Source organism: Nonomuraea sp. NPDC050556 (assembly GCF_044457355.1).
Classification (GTDB): domain Bacteria; phylum Actinomycetota; class Actinomycetes; order Streptosporangiales; family Streptosporangiaceae; genus Nonomuraea.
Genome location: NZ_JBITGU010000001.1, coordinates 2,374,633 through 2,398,987, shown reverse-complemented (window position 1 = coordinate 2,398,987; position 24,355 = coordinate 2,374,633). Strand labels below are relative to the sequence as shown.

The following is a 24,355-nucleotide window of genomic DNA, read 5'->3' as shown; positions in this document are numbered from 1 at the left end:
TGGGTGGGGCTTCTACCAGGTGGAGGGGGGTGGTGGGGGTACCACGGGTGGGCGGTCGTCGCAGGTGATGGTGTTGGGGAGCATCCACGGGGCCAGCCAACCGTCGTTACCGCCCCCGTCGGCCAGGGAGAACTCCGAGCCTGTGGCGGGGAAGTTGAAGGAGCCGCAGTTGTTCACCCCCACCGCGCCCACGTTCCGTGCGTCGACGTTTTCGAAGGAGGCTGACCCTTTCACCCGGGCGCTCACCACGGAGGTGCCTGTGCCGTCCACGCGGATGTCCTTGAAGTGGACTCCGTTGATGGAATACAGGTCCTTCACGGGCCACTCGCTCACCAGCATGATCGCGTTGTAGCCGTTGTCCAGGTAATGGTCGCCGGTCACCCGGATGTCGGCGTCGATGCTGCGTTCCAGCGCGTAGAACCAGATCGCGCCCAGGCCGATCTTCCAGTTCAGTTCGAAGGTTCCGGCCCTGACGGTGGTGTTGCTGGAAAGGGTCAGTTTGCCGGTGAACGGTTCGGCGGCGAAGCGGGAGCCTACCTGGATCCCGCTCCCCTCACGCACCGGGTCGGCGATGAGGTTCCCCGACACCGTGTTGTCGGCTCCGCCGTACACGGCTATGCCGTTGGCCAGGGTCGGTGACTGCACGGTGTTGTGGTCGAAGACGTTGCCCGAGTCGGGGAGCTTTTCCGACCACATCGCCAGCCCGTCATCGCCGGTGTTTCTGATGAAATTTCCGGACACGGTGGAGGCTGTTACTCCGGTGTGGAAGTTCAGGGCGTCGGCGATCTGGTCCACCACGATGGAGTCCGTGACGCGCAACCCCGACATCGGGCCGTCGAACCACAGGCCGACCTTGGTGTGATGGATGTACAACCCCGAGATCGTCGACGCGCTCATCGCCCCGCCGACCCCGTTCACCTGGTCGGTGTCGATCCGCTCCCGCACGTCCCCCTCGATCGCGAACCCGGACAGGTGCACGTTACGGCTGTTCACCCCGTAGAAGCCGACCCCCGTGTGGACCGACCCGTCCGGAGCCGGGGGATCGAGCGCCACCGACCGCCCCTTGATGATCGTGTACCAGTTGCCCGCGCCCTCGATCGTCACGTCGTCCACGATGATGTGCCGGTTGACCTGGAAAACACCCGGCGGAACGTAGACCGGCACCCGCTTGGAGCGCGCGAAGGCGATCGCCCGGTCGAACGCGGGAGCCGAGTCGCGCCGCCCCAGCGGGTCAGCCCCGAACGCCAGGACGTTCGCGGCGGCCACCCGCACGTGCGGCGGCCCGACCAGCTCGGAGTCCAGCAGGTCGATGACCGTCCAGGCCGCGTTGCTCGAAGCCGGTACGGCCAGCCGTACCGTCGAGCCCGCGCGGTAGGTCTTGCCGAGCCACATCCGCTGCTCGTCGTAGAAGTGCATCGGGCGGAACGGCTTGGGGAACGACGCACCCGCGCCGGGCACGCAGGAGCACTCGGTGACCCACCAGTCCGGGTGCAGCAGGTCGGCCTGCGGGTCGTTGGTGAACGGGTACTGGTTGTAGAGCCACGAGTACTGCGAGGTGAGCGTCATCCTGCGCCCGTTCACGTCGAGCGGCGCCGTGATGCCGCCCCCGCCTGGCGCGTCGGGAATGCTGTAGCGCACGGTGACCGCGTTCGCCGCGGCGGGCAGCGTGAACTCCACGTACTGCCCAGGCGCCAGCCGTACGGCCCGCCGCCCCGAGGCCTCGGCGGGCAGCGTGTAGGCGGTGCGGTCGGGGCCGATGACCGTGCCGTTGGTGACGGCGTTCTCCGCCTCCTGCTCCAGGAACCGCACGTTCGCGCCCCGTCCGGCGACGAGTGACGGGTCGAGGGCGGCGCGGGTCACCACGGGCCCGGCGGAGGGGAGGGCCGCCGCTCCGGTGAGCGCGAGTCCGACGGCTAACAGAGCTCTGGTGAGGAACATCGCACGCTCACTTCTCGAAGGGGGTGAGGTGACATTAAGACTTTCTCACTGGCTTGTCCATAAATTTCGCCAGACTGCAGAATTTTTGCGTCCACGACGGTGCTCGTCCTGCCTACTCTCCCGGCGGAGCCTTGAGATGCTGGCCGAGGGTGTCGCTGGCCTGGCGGGCGGCCAGGGCCACGGCGGGGCCCAGGCGGGACAGCGGCGTGCCGCGCACGGGTGAGGCGACGCCGATCGCCATCCGGCACTCGCCCCCGGGCCCGAACACCGGCGCTGCCGCGCACATCAGCCCCTCGTCGAACTCCTCCTGCGCGTAGGCCACCCCCTCGTTCCTGATCAGCGCCAGCTCCCGCTCGAGCACGGCCCGCCGCGTGATCGTGCGCCTGGCCAGCTGCGGCAGCGGCCCCGAGCCCAGCATGTCCCGCTGCAGCCCGGGGTCGAAGGCGAGCAGCACCTTGCCGATCGCCGTGCAGTGCAACGGCGCGGTGTCCACCCCGTCGGAACGGGACGCGGTGCGGTTGTGCCCGTAGATCCGCTCGGTGTAGCGCACCGCGAGGCCCTGCGGAACCCCCACGTTGACCGTCTGCCGCGTCGACTCGTACAGCGACAGCACGTGTGGCAGCACGTCGCGCCGGTGGCCGCGCATCCGCGACTGGTAGGTCGCCATCAGCGCGGCCAGGTGCCCGCCCAGCTCGTAGCCGCCGTCCGTGCTCCTGATGAGCCCGCCGTCCCGCAGGATGGCGAGCAGCCGGTAGGCGGTGGTCCTCGGCAGCCCGGTGAGCTTCCTGATCCGGGCCATGTCGAGCGGCGGCCCGGTCAGGCACATGAGGATCTCGATGCCCCGTTCGAGGCTGCCGAGCGCGTCGTGGGGAAGGGAGGTGTGCGACACGACCGAGGATTACCCTCCGCTTCGGGCGCGCACACCTGGTAGTCAGCCCACCTCCACGCTCTCCAGCACCCCCAGCGCGTCCGGGACCAGGACGGCTGCCGAGTGGTAGGCCGTGACCACGTACGACGTGATCGCCCGCGAGCTGATCCCGCCGAACCTGACGGACACACCCGGCTCGTACTCGTCGGGCAGCCCGGTACGGCGCAGCCCGACCACCCCCTGCTTGTCCTCCCCGGTCCGCATCGCCAGGATCGAGGTCAGCCCGCGGTCGCTGACCGGGATCTTGTCGCACGGCAGGATCGGCACCCCGCGCCACGTCATCACCCGCGAACCGCCGAACTCGGCGATGCCCGGGTAGACGCGCCTGTTCGTGCACTGGCGGCCGAGAGCGGCTACGGCCAGCGGGTGGGCGAAGAAGAAGTGCGTGTTGCGCCGCCTGCTCAGCAGCTCGTCCATGTCCTCGGGGGTGGGCGGGCCCTCGCGGGTGTGGATGCGCTGCTTGAGGTCGGCGTTGTGCAGCAGGCCGAAGTCGCGGTTGTTGACCAGCTCGTGCTCCTGCCGCTCGCGCACCGCCTCCACGGTGAGCCTGATCTGCTGCTCGGTCTGGTTCATCGGGTCGTTGTACAGGTCGGCCACCCGGGTGTGCACGCGCAGCATGGTCTGGGCGACGCTCAGCTCGTACTCGCGCGGCGCCGCGTCGTAGTCGACGAACGTGCCGGGCAGCGCGACCTCGCCCCGGTGCCCGGCGGCCAGGGCGATGGCGGCCTCGCCGTACTTGTTGCTCGGGCCGCCGGACGGCCTGGCCAGGTGCTCGCGCAGCTCGGGGGAGAGCTCGGCCCTCAGCAGGACGAGCACGATGCAGGAGGTGACCGCCCGCGCGGGCGGCGCCGGGCTGCCCAGGTCGCCCAGGTGGTCGCCGTCGGCCAGCACCGCCATCACCCGCTCGCCGCCGTACTCACCGGCGCCGATGCGGGCGATCTTGCCATGCGCGACCAGCACGATCTCGCCGCCCGGCACCTCCTGCCCAGCCTCCAGGTCGTGCTGGACGAACTGGGCGGCCAGCGGCCCCAGATCGCCCTCGAAGCCGCGCAGCGACGGCAGCTCGCACAGCTCGCCCGGGATCACCCTCACCAGCGCCCCGGTGTTGGTGAAGGTCACCCGCCCGTCGCCCACCGTGTACGTCAGGCGCCGGTTGACCCGGTACGCGCCGCCGGTGACCTCCAGCCACGGCAACGCGCGCAGCAGGTGGCGAGGGGTGATCTCGCGCATCTGCGGCGGCGTCTTGGTGACGGTCGCCAGTTGCCGCGCCGCCGCGGTGCCGAGGCTCAGCGCGCTGTTCATGAGGCGCTCCGCAGGATCGTCATGCACTGCCTGCCGGTCCAGGTGGGTTCCAGATCGGTGTAGCGGCGGCATTCGCGGTGCCAGCGCAGGATGCCCGCCATCCAGTCCTCCAGCTCCTTCACGTACTCGGCCACGGCCTCGTCGCACCCCTTCAGGTCGTTGTCCCTGATGTGGACGAACTGCTCGACCCTGGCGGTCATCAGCCTGTTGACGATCTCCATCGCCTCCTGCGCCGGGCAGTCGAAGAAGGCCGACAGCACCAGCACCGCGTTGTGCACCTCGCCCTCGAACTCGATCTCCTTGCGGTAGGAGAACAGGTCGTTGGTCATGCACGCGAAGTCCTGCGCCGCGTGCGCCAGGCCCAGCAGCTCCCTGCTCTGGAACCTCTCCTGCGGGATGTCGCGGTGCGGGTTGAGCTGGCACAGCGCCATCGTCAGCTCGGAGCCGAAGGTCCTGCGGCGCAGCTCGATGTAGTCCACCGGGTCGGTGACCCGGTGCTGCACGTGGTTGGCCAGCTCGGGGATCCAGCTGTCCAGCATGTCGTCGACGGCCGCCCTGAAGCGGACCCTCGACGCCATCGGCATCGGCCCGGCCGTACGCGCCCACAGCTCGGCCAGCGCGCTCTCCAGCCCGGGGGCCGGTGGGAGCGGGCAGACCAGGTCGAGCGGCATGAACTCCTTCAGCCGCAGGTTGGCTGCCCTGGCCGCGGCCAGGCCGGGGACCGTGCCGTAGGTCTGCGGGTAGAAGTCGTCGCCGTAGGTGCCCCACGCCAGCCAGTCGGCCGACAGGCACATCTCCTCGGCCGTGCCGTCCGGGTCGAGCCCCGACGAGCACAGCGCGAAGTCGTACCCGACCAGCTTCTCCTCGGTCCAGACGCCCTCGAAGAAGCCGTGCCTGCGGCAGAACTCCACGTTCGCCGCCCTGGCCTCCTCCAGGTGCGGGTTGCTGCCGACGCTGAACGGCATGCAGATCTCGGGCAGCTTGACCGTCACCTCCTCGTAGTAGGGATGCGGCCTGGTCACCGTCTTCAGATGGGCCGTGGTGACGTTCATCCCCAAGGCGTTGGTCTTCGTACGGCCGGCCTTGGTGTACCGGCTGGACGCCGAGTGCCAGGCGTGCCCGCCCGCCTGCCAGTCCTGCAGCCCCTTGACGTACAGCAGCACCTGCTCCTGCTCGTGCGGCAGCACCCCCTCGTCGAGGAACAGTCCGGGCAGCTCGGTCAGCGCCGTGTGCTCGAACTGGTGCAGCCGCGAGGTCAGCAGGTCGTTGGTGATCTCCACCGCGCGCGGGGTGTCGCACGCGAAGAACCGCTCGCAGACCAGCACGCAGTTCGACAGCTCACCCTCCCGCGCCACCTCACGCTCGTAGGAGAACAGGTCGTTGCGCAGGTGCACGGCGTCGGCGAACGACTCGGTCAGCACCTTGATCGGCCTGGTGGGGGTGAGCCTGGCGGGCAGTTCGGCGCCCACCGCGTGCTCGACCAGGCACGCCGACCAGGGGGCGCCGCCGACCTTGCGGCGCTCCTCGATGTACTCGATGGGGTTGGAGACCTGGCCGTCCTGGATGTGGAACAGCTCCCACATCGACTCCTGCATCAGCTCGCTGGTGACCTTGGTGAACCGTTCCCGCCACTTCTCCGACATGGCCGGAACGGTGCGGTCCCACAGGTCCTTCAGTCCCGTCTCGCACGGGTTGGTCGGCTCCGGCGGGTCGTCGGTCATGAACTCGTCGAGCCGGTCCAGGTACGCCTGGGCGCCCTCCAGGTCCTTGCTGCGCTTGAAGGTCTCCAGGAAGTGGTCGTCGAAGAAGAACACCCACACGTACCAGTCGGTGATCAGGTCGAGCTCGTCGCTCGCGCAGTCGGGGTGGGTGTAGGCGCACATCAGGCCGTAGTCGTGCGCCTCCAGGTCCTCGACGGTCCACACGTCCGGGTCGTCGAACATGCCCATCAGCGCAGCCCACTCCCTGGTGTGGGCGCGGGCGGACTCCAGGTGCGGGTTCATCCTGGGCGGATACGGCAGGTAGAAGTCGGGAAGCTCGTAGGCCATCAGCCGACCTCGACACTCTCCAGGATGCCCAGAGCGTCGGGCACCAGGACGGCTGCCGAGTAGTAGGTCGTCACCAGGTAGGAGGTGATCGCCTTCTCGCTGATGCCCATGAACCGCACCGACAGTCCGGGCTCGTACTCGTCGACCAGGCCGGAGCGGAACAGGCCGATGACGCCCTGGTTCTTCTCCCCGACCCGCATCACCATCATCGAGCTGAGGCCCTTGTCGGAGACCGGGATCTTGTTGCACGGCAACATCGGCACGCCGCGCCACGACGCGGCCTTCTGCCCGTTGATCTCCACGTTGGGCGGGTAGATGCCGCGCTTGCTGCACTCGCGGCCGAACGCGGCCAGCGCCTTGGGGTGGGCCAGGATGACCGCCGGGTCCTTCCACACGGTGGCCAGCAGGTCGTCCATGTCGTCCGGGGTGGGCGGGCCGGTGCGGGTGTGGATGCGCTGCTTGAGGTCGGCGTTGTGCAGCAGGCCGAAGTCGCGGTTGTTGACCATCTCGTCCTCCTGCCGCTCGCGCAGGGCGTGGATGGTCAGGCGCAGCTGCTGCTCCGTCTGGTTCATCGGCTCGTTGTACAGGTCGGCGACGCGGGTGTGGACCTGCAGGATCGTCTGGGCGACGCTCAGCTCGTACTCGCGCGGCGCCGCGTCGTAGTCGACGAACGTGCCGGGCAGGGTCGCCTCGCCGACGTGGCCGGCGCTGAGCGCGATCTCGGCCTCGCCGTACGGGTTCTGGGCTTGGTCGGGGTTGTCCCAGTGGGCAGAGACGTGGGTGCCGACCTCCGGCGCCTGGGTGGTGAACTCGTCGTAGACGTCGCGCGACAGCGTCAGCACGGTGCAGGCGGTGGCCGACTTCACGGTGAAGTCCCACACCGCCAGGGGGCCGCCGAGCGCCTGGTCGCCGAGGTGGTCGCCGTCGGCGAGCACGCCCAGCGTGGCCTCGCCGCCGTAGGCGCCCGCCCCGATCTTGCTGACCTTGCCGTGCGCGAGCAGGATCACGTGGTCCACGGGCGTGCCCGCCTCCACGATCACCTGACCGGGCTCGTACTCGCGCTGGGTGAACAGCCCGGCCAGCGCGGTCAGCGCGTCCGGATCGTCGAAGCCGCGCAGCGGCGCCAGCTCGCACAGCTCGCCGGGGATGACCCGGATCTGCGCCCCGGTGTTGGTGAAGGTCACCCGGCCGTCGCCGACGGTGTAGGTCAGGCGCCGGTTGACCCGGTAGGCGCCGCCTATGGCCTCCACCCACGGGAGCACCTTCAGCAGATGCCTGGAGGTGATCTCCTGCATCTGCGGAGCGGTCTTGGTCGTCGTCGCGAGATTGCGTGCGGCCTTGGTACCGAGGCTGGTCAAATCTGTCACAGCACACCACCTATCTGTCGCAGTTCGTGAGGCAGGGAGAACGTGAGGGTCTCTTCGGCCAGGGTGACGGTCTCGACCTGGGTGAAGCCGCGCTCGGCCAGCCAGCCGAGCAGCCCGGTCACCAGGTGGTCGGGAACGGAGGCGCCCGAGCTGACGCCGATCGTCTCGACCCCGGCCAGCCACTGCTCCTGGACCTGCGCGGCGTGGTCCACGAGGTGTCCTGCGGCGGCTCCGGCGCCGAGCGCGACCTCCACCAGCCGCCGGGAGTTGGAGGAGTTGGGGGAGCCGACGACCAGGACCAGGTCGCAGCCGGGAGCGATGGCGGCAATGGCCTCCTGCCTGTTCTGGCTGGCGTAGCAGATGTCGTCGCTCGGCGGGTCGGCGAGCAGGGGGAAACGTTCGCGGATGCGCGCGACGGCGCCGAGGGTCTCGTCCACCGACAGCGTCGTCTGCGACAGCCAGCCCACCGGGCGCTCGCCGTCGAGCCGCAGCTCCTCGGGGTGAGCCGGATCGACCAGGTGGATGTGCTCGGGCGCCTCGCCGAGCGTGCCCTCGACCTCCTCGTGGTCGGCGTGGCCGATGAGGACGATGTCGTAGCCCGCCTCGGCGAACCGCACCGCCTCCTTGTGCACCTTGGTGACCAGCGGGCAGGTCGCGTCGACCGTTCTCAGCCCTCGTACGGCGGCGCCGTCCTTGACCGCGGGGGAGACCCCGTGCGCCGAGAAGATCACCAGCGCCCCGTCGGGAACCTCGTCCAGCTCCTCGACGAAGATCGCCCCACGCCTGGTGAGGTCGCCCACGACGAAGGTGTTGTGCACGATCTGCTTGCGCACGTACACCGGCGGGCCGTGGCGGCGCAGCGCCTCCTCGACCGTGCGGATGGCGCGTTCCACGCCCGCGCAGTAGCCGCGCGGGGCGGCCAGGAGCACCCGCCCCATCAGGAGGCTCGCCGGGCGAGCCGGTCGGCGATGTGGGTGAGCGCCTGGTGCGCCTCCGGGTGGATCGTGGCGCGGTCCAGCTCGTCGAGCGCGGTGCCGAGCAGCAGCTCGATCGCGGCCTCCACGCCGGCCAGCGCGCCGGTGTCGACGATGATCTGCCGGAGGCCGTCCGCCTGCTCGGGGGTGAGGCCCTGGTTGCCGAGGCCGCTGTCGAGCAGGTGGAGCTGCGCCTGCGAGGCGTTGGCCCTGGTCTGCGCGACGAGCACGGTCTGCTTGCCCTCGCGCAGGTCGTCGAGCACCGGCTTGCCGGTGACCGCCGGGTCGCCGAACACGCCCAGCACGTCGTCGCGGAGCTGGAACGCCTCGCCCAGCGGCACGCCGAACCTGGAATAGGCGGCCAGCGTCGCCGCGTCGGCCCCGGCCAGCGCGCCGCCGATCTGCAGCGGGCGCTCCACGGTGTACTTGGCGGTCTTGTAGCGGATGATCAGCCGCGCCCTGTCCTCGCCGGGGTGGGCGAGGATGTCGAGGTACTGGCCCGAGATGACCTCGGTCTTCAGCTGCTGGAACAGCTCGCGCACGTGCGGGTCGCCGGTGGCCTCGGACAGCAGCTCGTCGGCCCACGCCTGGCTGAGGACGCCCAGCAGGATCGCGCTGGCCACGCCCAGCTCGCGGTGCAGCGTCGGGCGTCCGCGCCGCAGGTCGCTGCCGTCCATGATGTCGTCGTGGATGAGCAGGCCCGCGTGGTAGAGCTCGATGGCCGCCCCCGCCATGACGGCCCGGCGGCCCTCGGCGTCGCCGCCCGCGCCGCGCCAGCCCCAGTAGCACAGCAGCGGGCGGATCCGCTTGCCGCCGTCGACGACGAACTCGCGCAGGAGGCGGAATCCGTCCTCCACCCCCGGCTCGGCGACGGGCAGCGGATGGCTGTCGATGAAGCCTGCTAGCAGGGTGTCGATGCGATGTCGTACGCCGTCGGCGACTATGGCTGATGGGTCACGCACAAGCTCCGCTGTCATATCCGGCTCCCTCTTCCGAGATCGGAATCTAACGCGAAGTTAGTCAGGGAACACGGAAAGTGAAATCATCCGTTCCGATAATCGGGACTGCGCAGGTCACAGGCTCCCTCTCGGGAGGTGGACAGCAGGTGCTTGGCGATGCGCTCCGACGGGGTCATCGGAAACTCGTCGACAAACTCCACGAACCTGGGCACTTTGAACGGCGCCAGCCGTTCGCGGACGAACGCTGCCAATTCGCTCGCCTCCACCGGCTCGGTGACCTGAACGACCGCCTTGACCTCCTCCCCGAGCAGGTCGTCCGGCACGGCGACGACGGCGGCCGAGCGGACCGCGGGGTGCTCGGCCAGCACGGACTCCACCTCGGCCGCGGCGATGTTCTCGCTGCCGCGCCTGATGACGTCCTTGATCCTTCCGGTCAGGTGCAGGTGGCCGCGCTCGTCGCGGAAGCCGAGGTCGCCCATCCGGTACCAGCCGTCGTCGAACGGCGACGCCGCGGCGCCCCAGTAGCCCAGCATGGAAGGACGGCCGCGCACCACGATCTCGCCGACCTCGCCGTCGGGCACCGGCAGGCCGTCCTCGCCGACCACCTTCACCTCCTTGCCGCGCACCGGGGTGCCCATCCCGCCGGTGCCGACGCAGGCCAGGTCGCCGGGGTCGGCGGTCGTGATCGCGCCCATCTCGGTGCTCCCGTACGCCTCGCGCCACGGCGCGCCCCAGCGCTCCTCGATCGCGGCGTGCAGGCTCGGCGTGATGCCCGAGCACAGCACGAGCCTGACCTTGTGGTCGCGGTCGGCGACCGGGTCGGGCGGCTGCTTGAGCAGCAGCAGCGGCATGGTGCCGAGCACGTAGAAGAAGGTGACGCCGTGCTCGCGGACCAGCGGCCAGAAGCCCGAGGCGGAGAAGCGCTCCGCGATGACCAGGGGGATGCCCTTCTGCAGGCACAGCACGGTGTTCCACTGCGGGTCCATGTAGTAGAACGGCTGCACGGTCAGGTCGACGTCGTCCTCGCGTACGGCTGCCGCCTCGCCGGACAGCTCGGCCAGGTCCAGCCAGTAGCCGTGGGTCAGCATGCACCCCTTGGGCAGGCCCGTCGTGCCCGAGGTGTACTGCAGGTTGAGCAGGTCGTCCCTGTCCAGGTCCGGCAGGTCGAAGTGGTCGCTCACCGTTTCGTCCTGGAAGACCTCGGCGGCGTCGCCGATCGCCAGGACCGCCCCTGAGTCGCGCATCACGTGGGCCAGGTCGGCGCTGCCGTAGGACGGGTTGATCGGCACGATCACCGCGCCCACCTTGGCGATCGCCAGCCACGCCACCGGGAACGCGATGCCGTTGGGCAGCATCACCGCCACCCGGTCGCCCCGCCGTACCCCTCGGGCGGTCAGGACGTTGGCCAGCCGGTTGGTGAGCCGCTCCACCTCGGCGACGGTCACCGACCCGGTCCCGAACCTGAACAGCTCCTTCTCACCGGCCTCCGCCGCGCGCCGGCGCAGGAGGTGGCCGAGGCTGCGGTCGCTCATGCCCTGGTCGTCCCCTCGAACATGGCGACCAGCTCGGCCGAGCAGGCGGCCAGGTCGACGGCGCTCTCGTCGAAGACCCACTGCAGCATGACGCCGTCGATCGCGCCCTGGATCGTGGTGGCCAGGGTGGAGGTGTCGAAGGCGCGGAAGCAGCCCTCGCTCTGGCCCAGGCGCAGGATGCTCTGCACGTGGCGGCGGCAGGGGTCGTACATCGTGGCGTTGAAGCGCCGCTTGGCCTGCGGCGAGCCGAAGCTGCCCCAGATGTCGACGAGCGCCACGAAGTTGGCCCGGTGGGCCGCCATGAACGCGAAGCTCGACTCGATGAAGGCGCGCAGCTTGGCCTGCGCGCCCTCGGCCCGGTCGACGTGGTCCTTGATGTACCGGTTGGTGTCGGTGAACAGGGCGGTCACGACCTGCTCGATGAGCTCGTCGCGGCCGTCGAAGTGGTAGGAGATCACACCCCGGCTGACGCCCGCTTCGGCGGCGATCCTGGACAGCGACGCGTGGGCGAGCCCGTGCCCGGCGATGGTGGAGATGGCGCCCTGGACGATCTGCCTACGGCGAAACTGCTCCACGATGGAGACTTTTGTACCGAGCTGCTGAACTTTGGGACTCATGGTCAGAATTCAAACCGTACGGTCCACATTCGGCAAGCCGGGTTTTCCCTCGACTTCGGAGGCCGGGTTTCGTCGGTCGCCTTCGATAGCCTCGGGCGATGGTGACGATGGCCGAGTTCACGTCGCGGCGGGCCAGGGGTCTGTGCCGCGACGCGGAGCGCCTGCTGGGCGACGCCCGCGCGCTGCTCGGCGAGCTCGACGCCGTCCGCCGCGAGGTGGGGCGGGCGCTCGGCGCCGTGCGCGAGCAGGCCGCGCGCCGCGAGCTGGCCTCGATCCCGGTCGCGCGGCTCAAGGACGTGACCGGCGGGCGGCTGCGGCTCGGCACGCTGGAGAAGTCCGGCTACACCACCGTGGGGCAGGTGCTCGAGGCCTCGCCGTACACCCTGCAACTGCTGCCGGGCATCGGCGCGCGGACGGCGGGGCAGGTGCACGCGGCGGCCGAGCAGCTCGCGCAGGCGGCGGCCGAGGCGGCGAGCGTCAGGATCGACGTCGACGACCGCGACGACGCCACCACCGCGCTGGTGATCGCGCTGCACCGGCTCGTCGCGGTCGGGCCCGACCTGCCCAAGGCGGAAGAGGTCGCGCGCGGGCTCGTGGAGCGGCTGGAGCCGCTGCTGGCCGAGGCGCGCCCGGCGCGCAACCCGCTGCGGATGGCGCTCACCCTTCCCGGCAGCAAACAGCGTGCGCGCGTGGCGCTGGCCGCCTTGGAGTCGTCGCTCGACGGCGCGGGTGCCACCCGGCTGCTGCTCGCCCAGGTCACGACCGACCTGCTCCGGCCGCCGGTCGGCGACATCGAGGCGTGGGCCGACTTCGAGACCCGCTCGGCCGACTACTACGGCCTGGTCGTCGACCCCGTCCCCGCCGACCGGGGCGCGCTGCCGGAAGACCTCGTGGCGCGGGTCGAGGCGCAGGAGCTCGACGACACGCACCGGCGGGTGTCGCTGCGCGGCTACCAGTCCTTCGGCGCCAGGTTCGCCCTCGCTCAGCGCCGGGTGATCGTCGGCGACGAGATGGGGCTGGGCAAGTCGATCGAGGCCATCGCGGCGCTGGCGCACCTGCGTTCGCTCGGCGCGGAGCGGTTCCTGGTGGTCTGCCCGACCAGCGTGCTCATCAACTGGGTGCGGGAGATCTCGGCGCGCAGCACGCTGCTCGCCGTACCCCTGCACGGTCCCGACCGCACGCGCGCGCTCCAGGAGTGGGTACGGCGGGGCGGGGTCGCCGTCGCGACGCTCGACAGCCTGCACCGGCTGGAGGTGCCGCCGTCGGTGGAGGTCGCGATGCTCGTCGTCGACGAGGCCCACTACGTGAAGAACCCGGCGGCGCAGCGGTCCAAGGCGGTGGCCGCGTGGTGCCGGAGGGTGGAGCGGGTGCTGTTCCTGACCGGCACGCCGATGGAGAACCGGGTGGAGGAGTTCCGCGCCCTGGTCTCCTACCTGCAGCCGTCGCTGGCCGCCGAGCTGCGCGGAAGCGACATGGCGGCCGCGTTCCGCAAGGCCGTCGCGCCCGCCTACCTGCGGCGCAACACCCAGGACGTGCTGACGGAGCTGCCCGACCGGGTCGAGGCCGACGAGTGGGTGGAGTTCACCGGCGACGACGTCACCGCCTACCGGCGCGCCGTCGCGGCGGGCAACTTCATGGCGATGCGCCGCGCCGGGTTCGCCGTGCCCGCCAACTCGGCCAAGCTCAAACGGCTGCTCGAACTCGTCGAGGACGCGCGGGTCAACGGGCTCAAGGTGATCGTGTTCTCCTACTTCCGCGACGTGCTCGCCGGGGTCGGCGAGGCCCTGGGGGGCACCGCGCACGGGCCCATCTCGGGTTCCCTGCCCGCGGCGCGCAGGCAGGAGGTGGTCGACGCGTTCACCGGGGCGAGCGGGCACGCGGTGCTGCTCGGGCAGGTGCAGGCGGGCGGGGTGGGGCTCAACCTGCAGGCCGCGTCCGTCGTCATCCTGTGCGAGCCGCAGGTCAAGCCGAGCATGGAGGCGCAGGCGGTGGCGCGGGCGCACCGCATGGGGCAGGTGCGCAAGGTGCAGGTGCACCGGCTGCTCGCCGTCGACACGGTCGACCAGCGGCTGCTCGACATCCTCGGCGCCAAGGAGCGGCTCTTCGACTCCTATGCGCGGCGCAGCGACCTGGCGGAGTCGTCGTCGGCCGCCGTGGACGTGTCGGAACAGGCACTGGCCAGGCAGATCATCGAGGAGGAGCAGCGGCGGCTGGCCTTATGACACCATCGTGACTTGCTATGGCACCATCGTGGTGTCATAGTGGTGCCATGGATCTCGCGCCGTATGTTGACTACCTCCGCCGCGAGCTGGCCGTGGCGGCGGAGGCCGGGGGTGACGAAGCCCGCGCGCTCGGCGAGCGGCTCGTCGCGCCGCTGGAGGCCGCCATGCGGCTGGCCCTCCTGGAGGCGCTGTCGGCCGCGGCCGACGAGATCACCCGTGATCTCGCGCCGGGCTCCGTCGACGTACGGCTGCGTGGGCGCGACCCGTCCTTCGTGGTCACGTCACCACCGGCCGCCTCGTCCGGCGGGGCTTTTCCGGGCGCCGCGGCACCCGCCTCCGCCTCGGCCTCCCCTGATGAGGGAGGCACCACCAGGGTCGCGTTGCGGGTGCCCGACCATCTCAAACCGCGCATCGACGAGGCGGCGAACCGGGAGGGGCTGTCGGTCAACGCCTGGCTCGTCCGGGCGGCCACCGCGGCGCTCGACCCCTCCGCCGGGGGGCGTCAGCGCGAACCCGTCGTCGGCAGCCGCTACACCGGCTGGGTCCGCTAGCAACCGCCAGGAGGACACGTGCCAACCTTTGACACCCCGGAGCCGATCGTCGCCACGCTCGACCTCGGCTACGGCAGGGTGACGATCAACGCGGGCGAGCGCGCCGACACCGTCGTCAGCGTACGGCCCACTGACGGGACCAACGACACCGACATCCGCGCGGCGGCCGAGACCCGGATCGACTACGCCAACGGGCGGCTCAGCGTGCGGGTGCCCAAGAGCACCGGGATGCGGTGGCTGTTCGGGTGGGGGGCCTCCGTGGACGTGACGGTCGACCTGCCCGCCGGGTCCCGGATCTCCGCCGACGCTTCCGCCGAGATCCGGTGCCGGGGGAGGGTCGGTGAGGCGCGGCTGCATACCGCGATGGGCGACATCCAGATCGAGGAGGCGGGACGGTTGCGGCTGTCCACCGGTGACGGCGACATCACCGTGGGGTCCGCCGGGCCGTCCGAGGTCACGACCGCCAACGGCACCATCAGGCTCGGCTCGGTCGACGGGGCGGCGGTGGTGAAGACGTCGAACGGCTCCATCGAGATCGCCTCGGTGTCAGGAGATGTCCGCATAAACACGGCGTCCGGCGACATCGACGTCCATCGCGCGCTGGCGGGGGTGGGCGCGAAGACCGCCCACGGCAGCGTACGGGTGGGCGAGGTGGCGCGGGGGGCCGTGGTGCTGGAGACGGCGTCGGGGGAGGTGGAGGTGGGCGTCCGGGTCGGTAGTGCGGCGTGGCTGGACGTGGACTCGTCGTACGGGACGGTGCTGGTGGCGTTGGACGCGGCGGAGGGTCCGGGCGAGTCCGACGAGGCCGTCGAGGTCCGCGCCCGCACCCATTACGGCAACATCCGCATCCACCGCTCCCACCCCCCAACCGCCACCTAACCCCCCACCCCCAACACCCCCCACACCCTCCACCCCCAACTGCCACCCCACCCCCTGACCCCAACCGCCACCCCACCCCCTGACCCCACCCCCTGACCCCACCCCCTGACCCCACCCCCTGACCCCACCCCCTGATCCAGCCTCCGACCCAGCCCCGACGGCGACGGCGAGCGGTCCCCTGGCGCGCCTGGCTCCTATCCCCGCTGGGCGTCCTCCGGCGACACCCAGCCCCCCGACCCAGCCCCCCGACCCAGCCCCCGGACCCAGCCCCCGGACCCGGGCCCTCGACCCGCCCCCCGGGCCCTCGATCCCCACCGTTTGCCCTGTGGCTTGTTTGGTGTGCCCGCTAGCCGGTCGCCATCGGGGTGGGGATGCCCCATGCCCGTCCGGCCTGCGACGTCGGCAAGAGCAACCCCAGCCAGGCGCGGCGGGGTGTGAAGGCCGCCCCGGCCGGTCGTGAGAAGCGTCGGGGCGGGTGCGCGAGAGCGGCCCCTGTGGCCCCACAGCGCGAGTGCGAAGACGAACCCGACCCAAGCGTGGAGGCGCTTCTCCATGCCCTGCGACACCCACCGATGAGAGAAGGGCTCAATGTCAGACGCGATTGTGGCCGAAGGACTGGTCAAGAAGTACGGCGACGTCGTCGCACTGGACGGGATGGAGCTCACCGTCCCGGAAGGCACCGTGTTCGGCCTCCTGGGCCCCAACGGCGCGGGCAAGACCACCACCGTCAGGGTCCTCACCACCCTCCTCGCCCCCGACGCAGGACACGCCACCGTCGCCGGCTACGACGTCGTCACCCAGGCGGACGCCCTGCGCTCCCACATCGGCGTCTCCGGCCAGTACGCAGCAGTCGACGACCACCTGACCGGGTTCGAGAACCTCGAAATGGTCGGCCGCCTCTACCACCTCGGCGCCCGCCGCAGCCGCCTGCGCGCCCGTGAGCTGCTCGAACGCTTCGACCTCGCCGAAGCCGCCGACCGCCCGTTGAAGGGATACTCGGGCGGGATGCGGCGCAGGATCGACCTCGCCGGTGCGCTGGTCGCCGACCCGCCGGTGCTCTTCCTCGACGAACCCACCACCGGCCTCGACCCGCGCGCCCGCATGGCGTTGTGGGACGTCATCGCCGAGCTGGTCGCGGGCGGCACGACGTTGCTGCTCACCACCCAGTACATGGAGGAGGCCGACCGCCTGGCCGACCGGATCGCGGTGGTCGACCACGGCCGGGTGATCGCGCTCGGCACGGCCGACGAGCTCAAGCGCCGCGTGGGCAACGAGCGGATCGAGGTCACGGTGTCGGACGCGGAGACCGCGGTGCGCGTGCTCACCCCGCTCGCGGCGGGCGAGGTCCAGGTCGTCACGGCAGATGTACGGCCCGACGGCGCGAACACGCCGAGAGCCGGACATGCCGCTGGAGGCGGGAGAAGCGCGGGTGCCCCGCGGGTCGCCGCCACGCACGGGCCCGCCGACCCGCGAGACGCCGTAGGGGGAGCGGCCGACGGACGCGCTGGTTCGGCCGGTGGGCGAGTTGACCCGCGAGGAGCTGCCGACGGGCGCGTCGACCCGCGTGGCCTCGCCGGGGGAGCGGCCGATGGGCGCGCCGACTCACGGGGAGGGGTACGTGGGCGGTCGGCTGTGGTGACCGTACCCGTTGTCAATGGAGCGGGGGCGCTGGCGGATGCGCTGGTCAGGCTCGCTGAGGCGGGTGTGACCGTGTCCGACGCCGGGCTGCGCAGGCCGACCCTGGACGACGTCTTCCTCACCCTGACCGGTCACACCTCGGAGGCGGGCGAATGACCCGCCCGTCCCGCACCTCACGAAAACGGCGCGTCCTGCACCACGGGAGAGGCGGTCGAGTGGCGCGCCCGCCCCGCACCCGCGGGGGAGGAGGGCGGATGACGCGCCCGTCCCGCCTCGCGGGAACACGGAGAGACCCCAGTTGGCATCCCTTGAAGGAGAGTTCATGAACGCCGTCCAGGTCGCGATCAGTGACGGGCTCACGATCGCCAAGCGCAACGCCATCAAGATCAAGCGCACGCCCGACCTGCTGGGCGGCGTGACGTTGTTCCCGATCGTGTTCGTGCTCCTGTTCGCCTACGTCTTCGGCAGCATGATCGACATTCCCGGAATGTCGTACACCGAGTTCATGATCCCCGGTGTCTTCGTCCAGACCGTGGTGATGAGCGCTCAGATCACCGGCTACACCCTGGTCCAGGACCTGCAGAAGGGGATCTTCGACCGGTTCAGGACGTTGCCGATGGCGCGCTCCGCCGTACTCACCGGACAGACCTTCAGTGACCTCCTCATGAACGCCGGCAGCCTCGTCGTCATGGCGATCATGGGCCTGGTCGTCGGCTGGCGGGTGCACTCCTCGCCCGGCGAGGTCGCCCTCGGGTTCCTGATGCTGCTGTTCTTCGCCTACGCCTTCTCGTGGGTGACGGCGACGGTCGCGTTGCTGCTGCGTACGCCGGAGGTCTTCAACAACGTCGCGACGCTGGTCACCTTCCCGCTGGTGTTCCTCTCGAACGCCTTCGTGGACAGCGCCCGGCTGCCCGGCCCGCTGCGGGTGGTCGCCGAGTGGAACCCGGTGTCGACGATCACGCAGGCGGCGCGGGAGCTGTTCGGCAACACCAACCCTGCGCTCCCGGTCCCGGACGCCTGGCCGTTGCAGCACGCTGTGCCGGTGTCGCTGGGGTGGTCGGTGCTGATCCTGGTGGTGTTCGCCCCGCTGGCGACCCGCCGCTACAAGCGCACCGTCAGCTAACAGCCCGGCGTGGCCGTCTCGTACACCGTGACGTCCGCGGTGCCGCCGAAGCGTCCGGTGGCGACGCGCGTCGTTCGGGCTGAACGCCACGCTCATCTGGACGCCCTGGTAACCGATGGCGAGGTCCCCCTCTCCCCAGGTCGGGGTGGCGCCCAGGTCGGGACCACGCCCTCTCGTCAGCAGCGCATTGAGGTCGGCGTGGACGAGCTGGTGGCGACCCGGCGACTCAGGACCGGCGGTTGAGCAGGCGGTCGAGGACGCGGTCGGGGACCAGCTTGTCGATCAGCAGCAACGGCCTGGCCAGGTAGCCGACCGGGTAGCGGACCTTCGGCCTGGACGACTCCACCGCGGTCCTGATCGTCCTGGCGACCAGGCGCGGGTCGGAGGCCTTGCTTCCCTCGCCGAACGCCTTCTCCGCCTGCCCGGCCATCGTCTCGGCCAGTTTGCGGTACGGTCCCCGTCCGGAAACGCGCCGGAGATAGCCGGGCGTCGAGTCCTGGAACGCGGTCTTGACGATCCCGGGCTGCACGATCACCACGCGGACGCCGAACCTGGCGACCTCCTGGCGCAGCGAGTCGGAGTAGGCCTCCAGGGCGTGCTTGGAGGCGTGGTACCAGGCGCCGAGCGCCATGGACAGCTCGCCGCCGACGGAGGAGACGTTGACGATCGTGCCGGAACGCTGTCCGCGCATGCCGGGGAGGACGAGCTGGATCAGGCGGGCGGCGCCGAAGAGGTTGACCTCGAACTCGTGGCGGGCGTCGTCGATGGGGACCTCCTCGGCTGCGCCGTACAGGCCGATGCCCGCGTTGTTGACGAGCACGTCTATGCGGCCGTGCTTGTCGAGGACGGTGTTGACGGCCTCGGTGAGGGAGGCCTCGCTGGTGACGTCCATGTCCAGGGGGTGGGCTCCGGCGGCGCGCAGGTCCAGCATCCGCTCGATCCGCCTGGCGCCGCCGTAGACGGTGTGGCCGGAGTGGAGGAGCTCCAGGGCGGTGGCGTGCCCGATGCCCGACGACGCCCCGGTGACCAGGCAGATCTTTCTCTCCATAGGCCACTCATTTCCGGAAACTCCGCCTTCAGTCCCTATGGAGGGGATTTACGGAGGAGGGTGGCGGCGAGGTCGCGGACCTCTATGCGGCGGATCTTGCCGGTTGCCGTCTTGGGGAGGGAGTCCACCACCAGCACCTCCCGAGGCCGCTTGAAGGCGGCCAAACCCTCCCGGCAGAAGAGGATCAGCGCGGCCGGATCCACGGTCTGGCCGGACGCGGCGACCACGCAGGCGACCGGCCGCTCCAGGCCGTCGCCGGAGATGTACGGCACGACCGCGCACTCCGCCACCGAGGGGTGCTCGATGAGGCGCGCCTCCACCTCGTTCGGCGACACCCAGATCCCACCAGCTTTGATCATGTCGTTGGAGCGGCCCAGACAGGTGAAGAAGCCGTCGGCCGAGCGCACGTACGTGTCGCCGGTCCGCAGCCACTCGCCGAGGAAGACCTGCCGCGTGGCGGCGGTGCGGCACCAGTAACCGGTGGCGATCGAGTCGCCGCGCACCAGCAGGTGGCCGGGCTCCCCGTCGGGCACGTCGGTCGCGTCCTCGCCGACCAGCTTCGCCTCGTAGCCGGGAACGGGCGTGCCGGAGGTCCCCGGGCGCACGGCTCCCGGGCGGTTGGAGATGAAGATGTGCAGCGCCTCGGTGGAGCCGATGCCGTCGATGACGTCCACGCCGTACCTCGTGGTGAAGCGGCGGTAGATCTCGGCGGGTAACGCCTCGCCCGCCGACACGGCCAGCCGTACCGAGGAGAAGGCCTCGGCGGGGACGCCGGCGTTCAGGAGGGCGGCGTAGAACGTCGGGCCGCCGAAGAACAGCGTCGGGCGGTCGGCGGCCAGCCGTTCCGCGACCCCGGCTGGGGTGGGCCGCGCGGGGTCGAGGACGGCGGTGGCTCCGGCGGACAGGGGGAAGAACAGCGAGTTGCCGAGGCCGTAGGCGAAGAACAGCTTGGCGGCCGAGAAGCACCGGTCGGTCGCGGTGACGCCCAGGACCTGGGCCGCGTAGGTCTCGCAGACCTGGCGGACGCTCCTGTGGCGGTGCATGGCGGCCTTGGGGGTCCCGGTGGTGCCGGAGGTGTAGAGCCAGAGCGCCGGCGAGTCCTCCCAGGTGTCGTACGGCGGAGCCGTACCCCCGTGGGCCTGCAGCGCCTCCCACGCGGAGTCCCCCGTCACGATCCCCGGCGCGGCGAGGTCGGCGAATTCCGGGGTGGCCACGACCAGGCGGGCGCGGGAGTCCCTGATCAGCTCGCCCAGCTCGCCACCCGTGTACATCGTGGACAGGGGAACCGCGACCGCGCCCATGCGCATCGCCGCGAGGATCATGACCACCGTCTCCGGCCGGTCGGACATCACCAGCGCGACCCGCTCCTCCGGCCGCACCCCCATCGCGACCAGCCCCGTCGCCACCCGGGCGACCTGCGCGCGGAGTTCGGCGTACGTGAGCGACCCGGCGGGCCCGGTGACGGCGACCTGCGAGTCACTACCCGAGGCGAGAAGGTAGGTGCTGGCGTTGAACGCGACGGCCATGGCCCATCTTCTACACCAAGGATAAGCAACGTCAATGACTTGTAGTATGAGATCATGAGTGCCCGATCCCTGCTGATGACCGTGCTGGGCGAGTTCGTGCTCCCGTCGGGCGAACCCGCCTGGACCTCGGACCTCCTGGCGGTGCTCAACGGGTCGGGTGTGGAGGAGAAGTCGGCCAGGCAGGCGCTGTCCCGCATGGCCGCCGACGGCTGGATCGCCGCCGAACGCGAGGGCCGCCGCGTCCGCTGGCGCCTCACCGACCAGGGCCGCACGATGCTGAGCGAGGGCGCGCAGCGCATCTACTCCTTCGGCCGCGAGCGCACCAGGTGGGACGGCCGCTGGCTCACCGTCCTGGCCACCGTTCCGGAGAGCAGGCGCGAGCTGCGCCACCGGTTGCGCACCCGGCTGACCTGGGCCGGGTTCGGCAGCCCGACGCCCGGCGTGTGGGTGAGCCCGCACGCCTCGCGCGAGGCTGAGGCCAAGCAGATCGTCGAGGGCCTGGGCGTGGACGCGTTCTCGTTCTGCGGGCCGTACGCCGGGATCGGGTCGGAGCGCACGCTGGTCGAGCAGGCCTGGCACCTGGGCGAGGTGGCGGCGGGCTACGAGCGGTTCATCGCCGACTTCGCCGGGCTCAGGCCTGGCCCGGACGAGGTGCTGCAGGCGCAGATCAGGCTCGTGCACGAGTGGCGGCGCTTCCCGATGCTGGACCCGCAGCTCCCGCTGGAGCTGCTGCCGCCGCAGTGGATCGGCCTGCGCGCCGCCAACGTCTTCGCCGACCTGCACCGCGTCTGGCACGCCCAGGCTCAGGAGAGGTGGACGTACTCGTAGTCCAGCGGCTGCCCGTTGATGCCGCTGCGCGGCGGGGCGAGCCAGGCGGCGATCTTGCCGGGCGCGTAGACGGGCCGCATCAGCGAGCGCACGAAGGCCTTGTCTGCGGCGGTCGGCAGCCAGTCCCCGGCAGACGAACACACCTCACCCGACGGTGAGACGATATTTCCGGCGTATGCGCCGACGTGGCGGTTGAAGCCTTCGTGGGGGAGGTGCAGCACACCGACCCCGTCCAGGATGCGGTTCCATCGGGCCACCCCGCCCCGGCAGTCCGCGATGTACTGCTCGCGCAGGTCGTTGTTGAGCGCGGTGAGAGCGGGCACCTCCACCGAACCCAGCCGCCCGGACACGACCCGCGGCACCACGGCGGAAGCCTCGGCGAGCACATGGTCGTCCTCGCGCCGATCCTCCCGCCACCGCCCCTTGAGCCCGCTGGTGTAGTAGTTGGCCGCGTTCGTGGACGTCTCCCCGCCGAACAGGTCGAGGCTCACGCTGTAGTGGAAGTTGATGTACTTCTGGATGATCTCCAGCGGTATCCCGCCATGTTTGCCGACCTGGTCGGTGTCGTGGGTACGCATCAGCGCAGCCGTACGCTCCACCACCCGGTCGACCCCCGTGGTCCCCACCATCATGTGGTGGGCCTCCTCCTTCAGCATGAACTCGCACGTACGGCTGAGCGGATCGAACGCCGACTCCTTCAACGTCCCCAACTGGTACTTGCCATCGCGGTCGGTGAAATACGTGAACATGAAGAACGACAGCCAGTCGGGCGTCTCCTCGTTGAACGCCCCCAGGATGCGCGGCGAGTCCTCGCTGCCCGAGTTGCGGAGCAGCAGCCCCTCCGCCTCGTCCCGCCCCGCCCGCCCGAAGTAGGCGTGCAGCAGGTACACCATCGCCCACAGGTGCCGCCCCTCCTCGACGTTCACCTGGAACAGGTTGCGCAGGTCGTACAGCGACGGCGCGGTCAGCCCGAGCCTGCGCTGCTGCTCCACGGAGGCGGGCTCCGTGTCGCCCTGGATGACGATGAGCCGCTGCAGGTCGGCGCGGAACTCGCCGGGCACCTGCTGCCACACCGGCTCCCCCCGGTGCGCGCCGAACCCGATGCGCCGGTCGGGGGCGGGCGAGGCCAGGAAGATGCCCCACCGGTAGTCCGGCACCGCCACGTGCCCGAAGTGCGCCCACCCCTCCTTGCCCACGTCGACCGCGGTACGCAGGTAGACGTCGCGGGTCGGCAGCGCCGGGCCCATCTCGCCCCACCACTGCAGGAACCGCGGCTGCCACGACTCCAGCGCCCGCTGCAGCCGCCGGTCGCCCGCGAGGTCCACGTTGTTCGGTATGCGCTCGGTGTAGTCGATGCTCACACGCGCCTCCTGTCGAAGACCGGGCGCCGCCCCGTCCCGTAGCTGCCCAGGGCCTGCGCGGCGTTGGGCCGTTGGAAGATCCAGTTCTGCCAGGCGCTGAGCCTGCCGAAGATCTTGGTTTCGAGCGTCTCCGGTCCGGCGAACCGCAGGCTGGCCTCCATGCCGGTCAGCGCGTCGGGGCTCATCGCGGCGCGTTCCTCCAGCGCGATGCGCACCTCGTCGTCCCAGTCGAGGTCGTCGGGGGCGAAGGTGACCAGCCCCAGCTCCAGCGCCTCGGACGCCTTGAGCGAAAGGCCGGGAGCGAGCTCTCCGGGAAGGTTCGGATAGAAGCGGGTGGCCAGCCGGGAGAGGCCATTCGCCATCGGATAAAGGCCGAAATTTCCGGCAGAAAGGCTGATGGCCGTCCCGTCGGCGTCGAGCATGAACTGCAGGTCGCAGGCCAGGGCCAGCTCCAGCAACGGCCCGGAGAAGCAGCTGCCCGGCTCGATGAGCGCCACCAGGCTGCGGCTGGTGACGTCGAGCCGCTTGAGCGTGCGCTTGAAGTAGTGGCGCACCTCGTTGCCCAGCCAGTCGCCGGGCGGATCCTCGACCGGATCCCCCGTGGTCCTGATCACCCAGGTGCCCGGTTCCGGCTCGTTCGTCCGCAGGCGCAGGATGAGGTCGTCCAGCTCCCTGGTGAGCTGGAGCAGCCCGCGCGAGCCGTCCACGGTGATCGTGACGTACTGCTCGCCGACCTCGGCACGCACCGCCGAGTAGGTGTAACCGTCGGGTTCGAGCGGGTCCAGGGAGACCCCGGCCGCGGCCCTGGCCGGGCCCGCAAAAGAAAGAGCTGCCTGCCGTACGACGGAGTCGAACCTGCTGGGCGGCGCCACCTCGTCCACCAGCCCCCACTCCAGCGCCGTCCGCCCGCGCACGCCCTCGCTCCGGGTGGCGAACACCCCGGCCAGGTCGCGCCGCACCCCGCGCTTGTCGACCAGCCGGGTCAGCCCGCCCGTGCCCGGCAGTACGGCCAGCAGGGGCACCTCGGGCAGCGACACCGCCGTCGAGCCGTCGTCGACCAGGATGATCCGCTCGCACGCCAGCGCCAGCTCGTACCCGCCGCCCGCCGCCGTGCCGTTCACCGCGGCCAGGTAGGTCTGCCCCGAGTGGAGGGTGGCGTCCTCGATGGCGTTGCGGGTCTCGTTGGTGAACTTGCAGAAGTTCACCTTCCAGCCGTGCTCGGCCTGGGCCAGCATGCGGATGTTCGCCCCGGCGCAGAACACCCGGTCCAGCCCGCCCGTGAGGATCACCGCGCGGACCTCGGGGTGCTCGAAGCGCAGCCGCTGGACCGCGTCGTACAGCTCGATGTCCACGCCGAGGTCGTAGGAGTTGAGCTTGAGCTCGTAGCCGGGGCTCAGCCCGCCGTTCTCGTCGACGCGCAGGACGATGCGGGCGATCGGGCCGTCGAACTCCAGCCGCAGATGGCGGTAGCGATCGGGACGGGTCTCGAAGCTGACAGCCATCCCTCATTGTCA

The 24,355-nt window shown here is 70.7% G+C and carries 18 protein-coding genes and 1 pseudogene; 6 read left to right on the top strand and 13 right to left on the bottom strand.

Going from position 1 to position 24,355, the window contains the following annotated elements; translation table 11 throughout:
* Positions 1-12: 12 nt before the first annotated feature.
* From ACIBG8_RS11725 to ACIBG8_RS11685, 9 genes are all read right to left on the bottom strand, one after another.
* Positions 13-1,938, bottom strand: a complete 1,926-nt coding sequence (locus tag ACIBG8_RS11725) for a glycosyl hydrolase family 28-related protein (protein ID WP_397342622.1) — start codon at positions 1,936-1,938, stop codon at positions 13-15.
* Positions 1,939-2,050: 112 nt separating this feature from the next.
* Positions 2,051-2,827 (bottom strand): IclR family transcriptional regulator, encoded by a 777-nt coding sequence (locus ACIBG8_RS11720; protein ID WP_397342621.1) that lies wholly within the window; start codon positions 2,825-2,827, stop codon positions 2,051-2,053.
* A gap of 42 nt (positions 2,828-2,869) precedes the next feature.
* Entirely contained in the window at positions 2,870-4,168 is a 1,299-nt protein-coding gene (locus tag ACIBG8_RS11715) for a family 2B encapsulin nanocompartment shell protein (RefSeq protein WP_397342620.1), read from the bottom strand.
* Positions 4,165-6,216 (bottom strand): germacradienol/geosmin synthase, encoded by a 2,052-nt coding sequence (locus tag ACIBG8_RS11710; RefSeq protein ID WP_397342619.1) that lies wholly within the window; start codon positions 6,214-6,216, stop codon positions 4,165-4,167. The genes ACIBG8_RS11715 and ACIBG8_RS11710 overlap by 4 nt, the downstream gene beginning before the upstream one ends.
* Positions 6,216-7,583 carry a family 2B encapsulin nanocompartment shell protein gene (locus ACIBG8_RS11705; protein WP_397342618.1) on the bottom strand — a complete coding sequence of 456 codons (1,368 nt, stop codon included), beginning with the start codon at positions 7,581-7,583 and terminating at the stop codon, positions 6,216-6,218. Before ACIBG8_RS11705 ends, ACIBG8_RS11710 begins: the two co-directional genes overlap by 1 nt.
* On the bottom strand, positions 7,580-8,512 hold the full coding sequence (locus tag ACIBG8_RS11700) for a 4-hydroxy-3-methylbut-2-enyl diphosphate reductase (protein WP_397343926.1): 933 nt from the start codon (positions 8,510-8,512) through the stop codon (positions 7,580-7,582). The genes ACIBG8_RS11705 and ACIBG8_RS11700 overlap by 4 nt, the downstream gene beginning before the upstream one ends.
* A gap of 8 nt (positions 8,513-8,520) precedes the next feature.
* Entirely contained in the window at positions 8,521-9,534 is a 1,014-nt protein-coding gene (locus tag ACIBG8_RS11695; RefSeq protein ID WP_397342617.1) for a polyprenyl synthetase family protein, read from the bottom strand.
* Positions 9,535-9,599: 65 nt separating this feature from the next.
* On the bottom strand, positions 9,600-11,048 hold the full coding sequence (locus ACIBG8_RS11690; protein ID WP_397342616.1) for an AMP-binding protein: 1,449 nt from the start codon (positions 11,046-11,048) through the stop codon (positions 9,600-9,602).
* Positions 11,045-11,665: a TetR/AcrR family transcriptional regulator gene (locus ACIBG8_RS11685; protein WP_397342615.1), complete on the bottom strand. Its 621-nt coding sequence runs from the start codon at positions 11,663-11,665 to the stop codon at positions 11,045-11,047. The genes ACIBG8_RS11690 and ACIBG8_RS11685 overlap by 4 nt, the downstream gene beginning before the upstream one ends.
* A 98-nt stretch (positions 11,666-11,763) precedes the next feature.
* Between ACIBG8_RS11685 and ACIBG8_RS11680 the strand changes: the two genes are divergently transcribed.
* The 5 genes and pseudogenes from ACIBG8_RS11680 to ACIBG8_RS11660 all read left to right on the top strand — a co-directional run bounded on the left by ACIBG8_RS11680 (position 11,764) and on the right by ACIBG8_RS11660 (position 18,078).
* Positions 11,764-13,887, top strand: a complete 2,124-nt coding sequence (locus tag ACIBG8_RS11680; protein WP_397342613.1) for a DEAD/DEAH box helicase — start codon at positions 11,764-11,766, stop codon at positions 13,885-13,887.
* A 47-nt stretch (positions 13,888-13,934) separates the two neighbouring features.
* The gene (locus tag ACIBG8_RS11675) at positions 13,935-14,438 is read left to right on the top strand and encodes a hypothetical protein (protein ID WP_397342612.1); all 504 of its coding nucleotides are present in this window, start codon (positions 13,935-13,937) and stop codon (positions 14,436-14,438) included.
* Positions 14,439-14,456: 18 nt separating this feature from the next.
* Positions 14,457-15,317, top strand: coding sequence for a DUF4097 family beta strand repeat-containing protein (locus ACIBG8_RS11670; RefSeq protein WP_397342611.1), 861 nt, complete (start codon positions 14,457-14,459; stop codon positions 15,315-15,317).
* 588 nt (positions 15,318-15,905) lie between these two features.
* Positions 15,906-16,616, top strand: a pseudogene (locus ACIBG8_RS11665) (ATP-binding cassette domain-containing protein); the annotation flags it as partial.
* A 661-nt stretch (positions 16,617-17,277) separates the two neighbouring features.
* Positions 17,278-18,078, top strand: a complete 801-nt coding sequence (locus ACIBG8_RS11660) for an ABC transporter permease (RefSeq protein WP_397342610.1) — start codon at positions 17,278-17,280, stop codon at positions 18,076-18,078.
* A 226-nt stretch (positions 18,079-18,304) separates the two neighbouring features.
* On the opposite strand, the gene ACIBG8_RS11655 is transcribed toward ACIBG8_RS11660, so the two are convergent.
* Both ACIBG8_RS11655 and ACIBG8_RS11650 read right to left on the bottom strand, forming a co-directional pair.
* A complete protein-coding gene (locus tag ACIBG8_RS11655) occupies positions 18,305-19,126 on the bottom strand; it encodes an oxidoreductase (protein WP_397342609.1) in 822 nt (273 codons plus the stop codon).
* A gap of 35 nt (positions 19,127-19,161) precedes the next feature.
* A complete protein-coding gene (locus ACIBG8_RS11650) occupies positions 19,162-20,652 on the bottom strand; it encodes a benzoate-CoA ligase family protein (RefSeq protein WP_397342608.1) in 1,491 nt (496 codons plus the stop codon).
* A 54-nt stretch (positions 20,653-20,706) separates the two neighbouring features.
* Between ACIBG8_RS11650 and ACIBG8_RS11645 the strand changes: the two genes are divergently transcribed.
* The gene (locus tag ACIBG8_RS11645) at positions 20,707-21,480 is read left to right on the top strand and encodes a PaaX family transcriptional regulator C-terminal domain-containing protein (protein ID WP_397342607.1); all 774 of its coding nucleotides are present in this window, start codon (positions 20,707-20,709) and stop codon (positions 21,478-21,480) included.
* On the opposite strand, the gene boxB is transcribed toward ACIBG8_RS11645, so the two are convergent.
* Both boxB and ACIBG8_RS11635 read right to left on the bottom strand, forming a co-directional pair.
* A complete protein-coding gene (gene boxB, locus ACIBG8_RS11640; protein WP_397342606.1) occupies positions 21,456-22,841 on the bottom strand; it encodes a benzoyl-CoA 2,3-epoxidase subunit BoxB in 1,386 nt (461 codons plus the stop codon). The genes ACIBG8_RS11645 and boxB overlap by 25 nt on opposite strands.
* On the bottom strand, positions 22,838-24,343 hold the full coding sequence (locus tag ACIBG8_RS11635) for an enoyl-CoA hydratase-related protein (protein WP_397342605.1): 1,506 nt from the start codon (positions 24,341-24,343) through the stop codon (positions 22,838-22,840). The genes boxB and ACIBG8_RS11635 overlap by 4 nt, the downstream gene beginning before the upstream one ends.
* Between the last annotated feature and the right edge of the window lie 12 nt (positions 24,344-24,355).

What these genes read in the sequence shown, in the direction of transcription:
- ACIBG8_RS11725 (WP_397342622.1), bottom strand. Translation starts at nt 1,938, where the DNA reads ATGTTCCTCACCAGAGCTCTGTTAGCCGTCGGACTCGCGCTCACCGGA.
- ACIBG8_RS11715 (WP_397342620.1), bottom strand. Translation starts at nt 4,168, where the DNA reads ATGAACAGCGCGCTGAGCCTCGGCACCGCGGCGGCGCGGCAACTGGCG.
- ACIBG8_RS11710 (WP_397342619.1), bottom strand. Translation starts at nt 6,216, where the DNA reads ATGGCCTACGAGCTTCCCGACTTCTACCTGCCGTATCCGCCCAGGATG.
- ACIBG8_RS11695 (WP_397342617.1), bottom strand. Translation starts at nt 9,534, where the DNA reads ATGACAGCGGAGCTTGTGCGTGACCCATCAGCCATAGTCGCCGACGGC.
- ACIBG8_RS11690 (WP_397342616.1), bottom strand. Translation starts at nt 11,048, where the DNA reads ATGAGCGACCGCAGCCTCGGCCACCTCCTGCGCCGGCGCGCGGCGGAG.
- ACIBG8_RS11685 (WP_397342615.1), bottom strand. Translation starts at nt 11,665, where the DNA reads ATGAGTCCCAAAGTTCAGCAGCTCGGTACAAAAGTCTCCATCGTGGAG.
- ACIBG8_RS11680 (WP_397342613.1), top strand. Translation starts at nt 11,764, where the DNA reads ATGGTGACGATGGCCGAGTTCACGTCGCGGCGGGCCAGGGGTCTGTGC.
- ACIBG8_RS11675 (WP_397342612.1), top strand. Translation starts at nt 13,935, where the DNA reads ATGGATCTCGCGCCGTATGTTGACTACCTCCGCCGCGAGCTGGCCGTG.
- ACIBG8_RS11660 (WP_397342610.1), top strand. Translation starts at nt 17,278, where the DNA reads ATGAACGCCGTCCAGGTCGCGATCAGTGACGGGCTCACGATCGCCAAG.
- ACIBG8_RS11655 (WP_397342609.1), bottom strand. Translation starts at nt 19,126, where the DNA reads ATGGAGAGAAAGATCTGCCTGGTCACCGGGGCGTCGTCGGGCATCGGG.
- ACIBG8_RS11650 (WP_397342608.1), bottom strand. Translation starts at nt 20,652, where the DNA reads ATGGCCGTCGCGTTCAACGCCAGCACCTACCTTCTCGCCTCGGGTAGT.
- ACIBG8_RS11645 (WP_397342607.1), top strand. Translation starts at nt 20,707, where the DNA reads ATGAGTGCCCGATCCCTGCTGATGACCGTGCTGGGCGAGTTCGTGCTC.
- ACIBG8_RS11635 (WP_397342605.1), bottom strand. Translation starts at nt 24,343, where the DNA reads ATGGCTGTCAGCTTCGAGACCCGTCCCGATCGCTACCGCCATCTGCGG.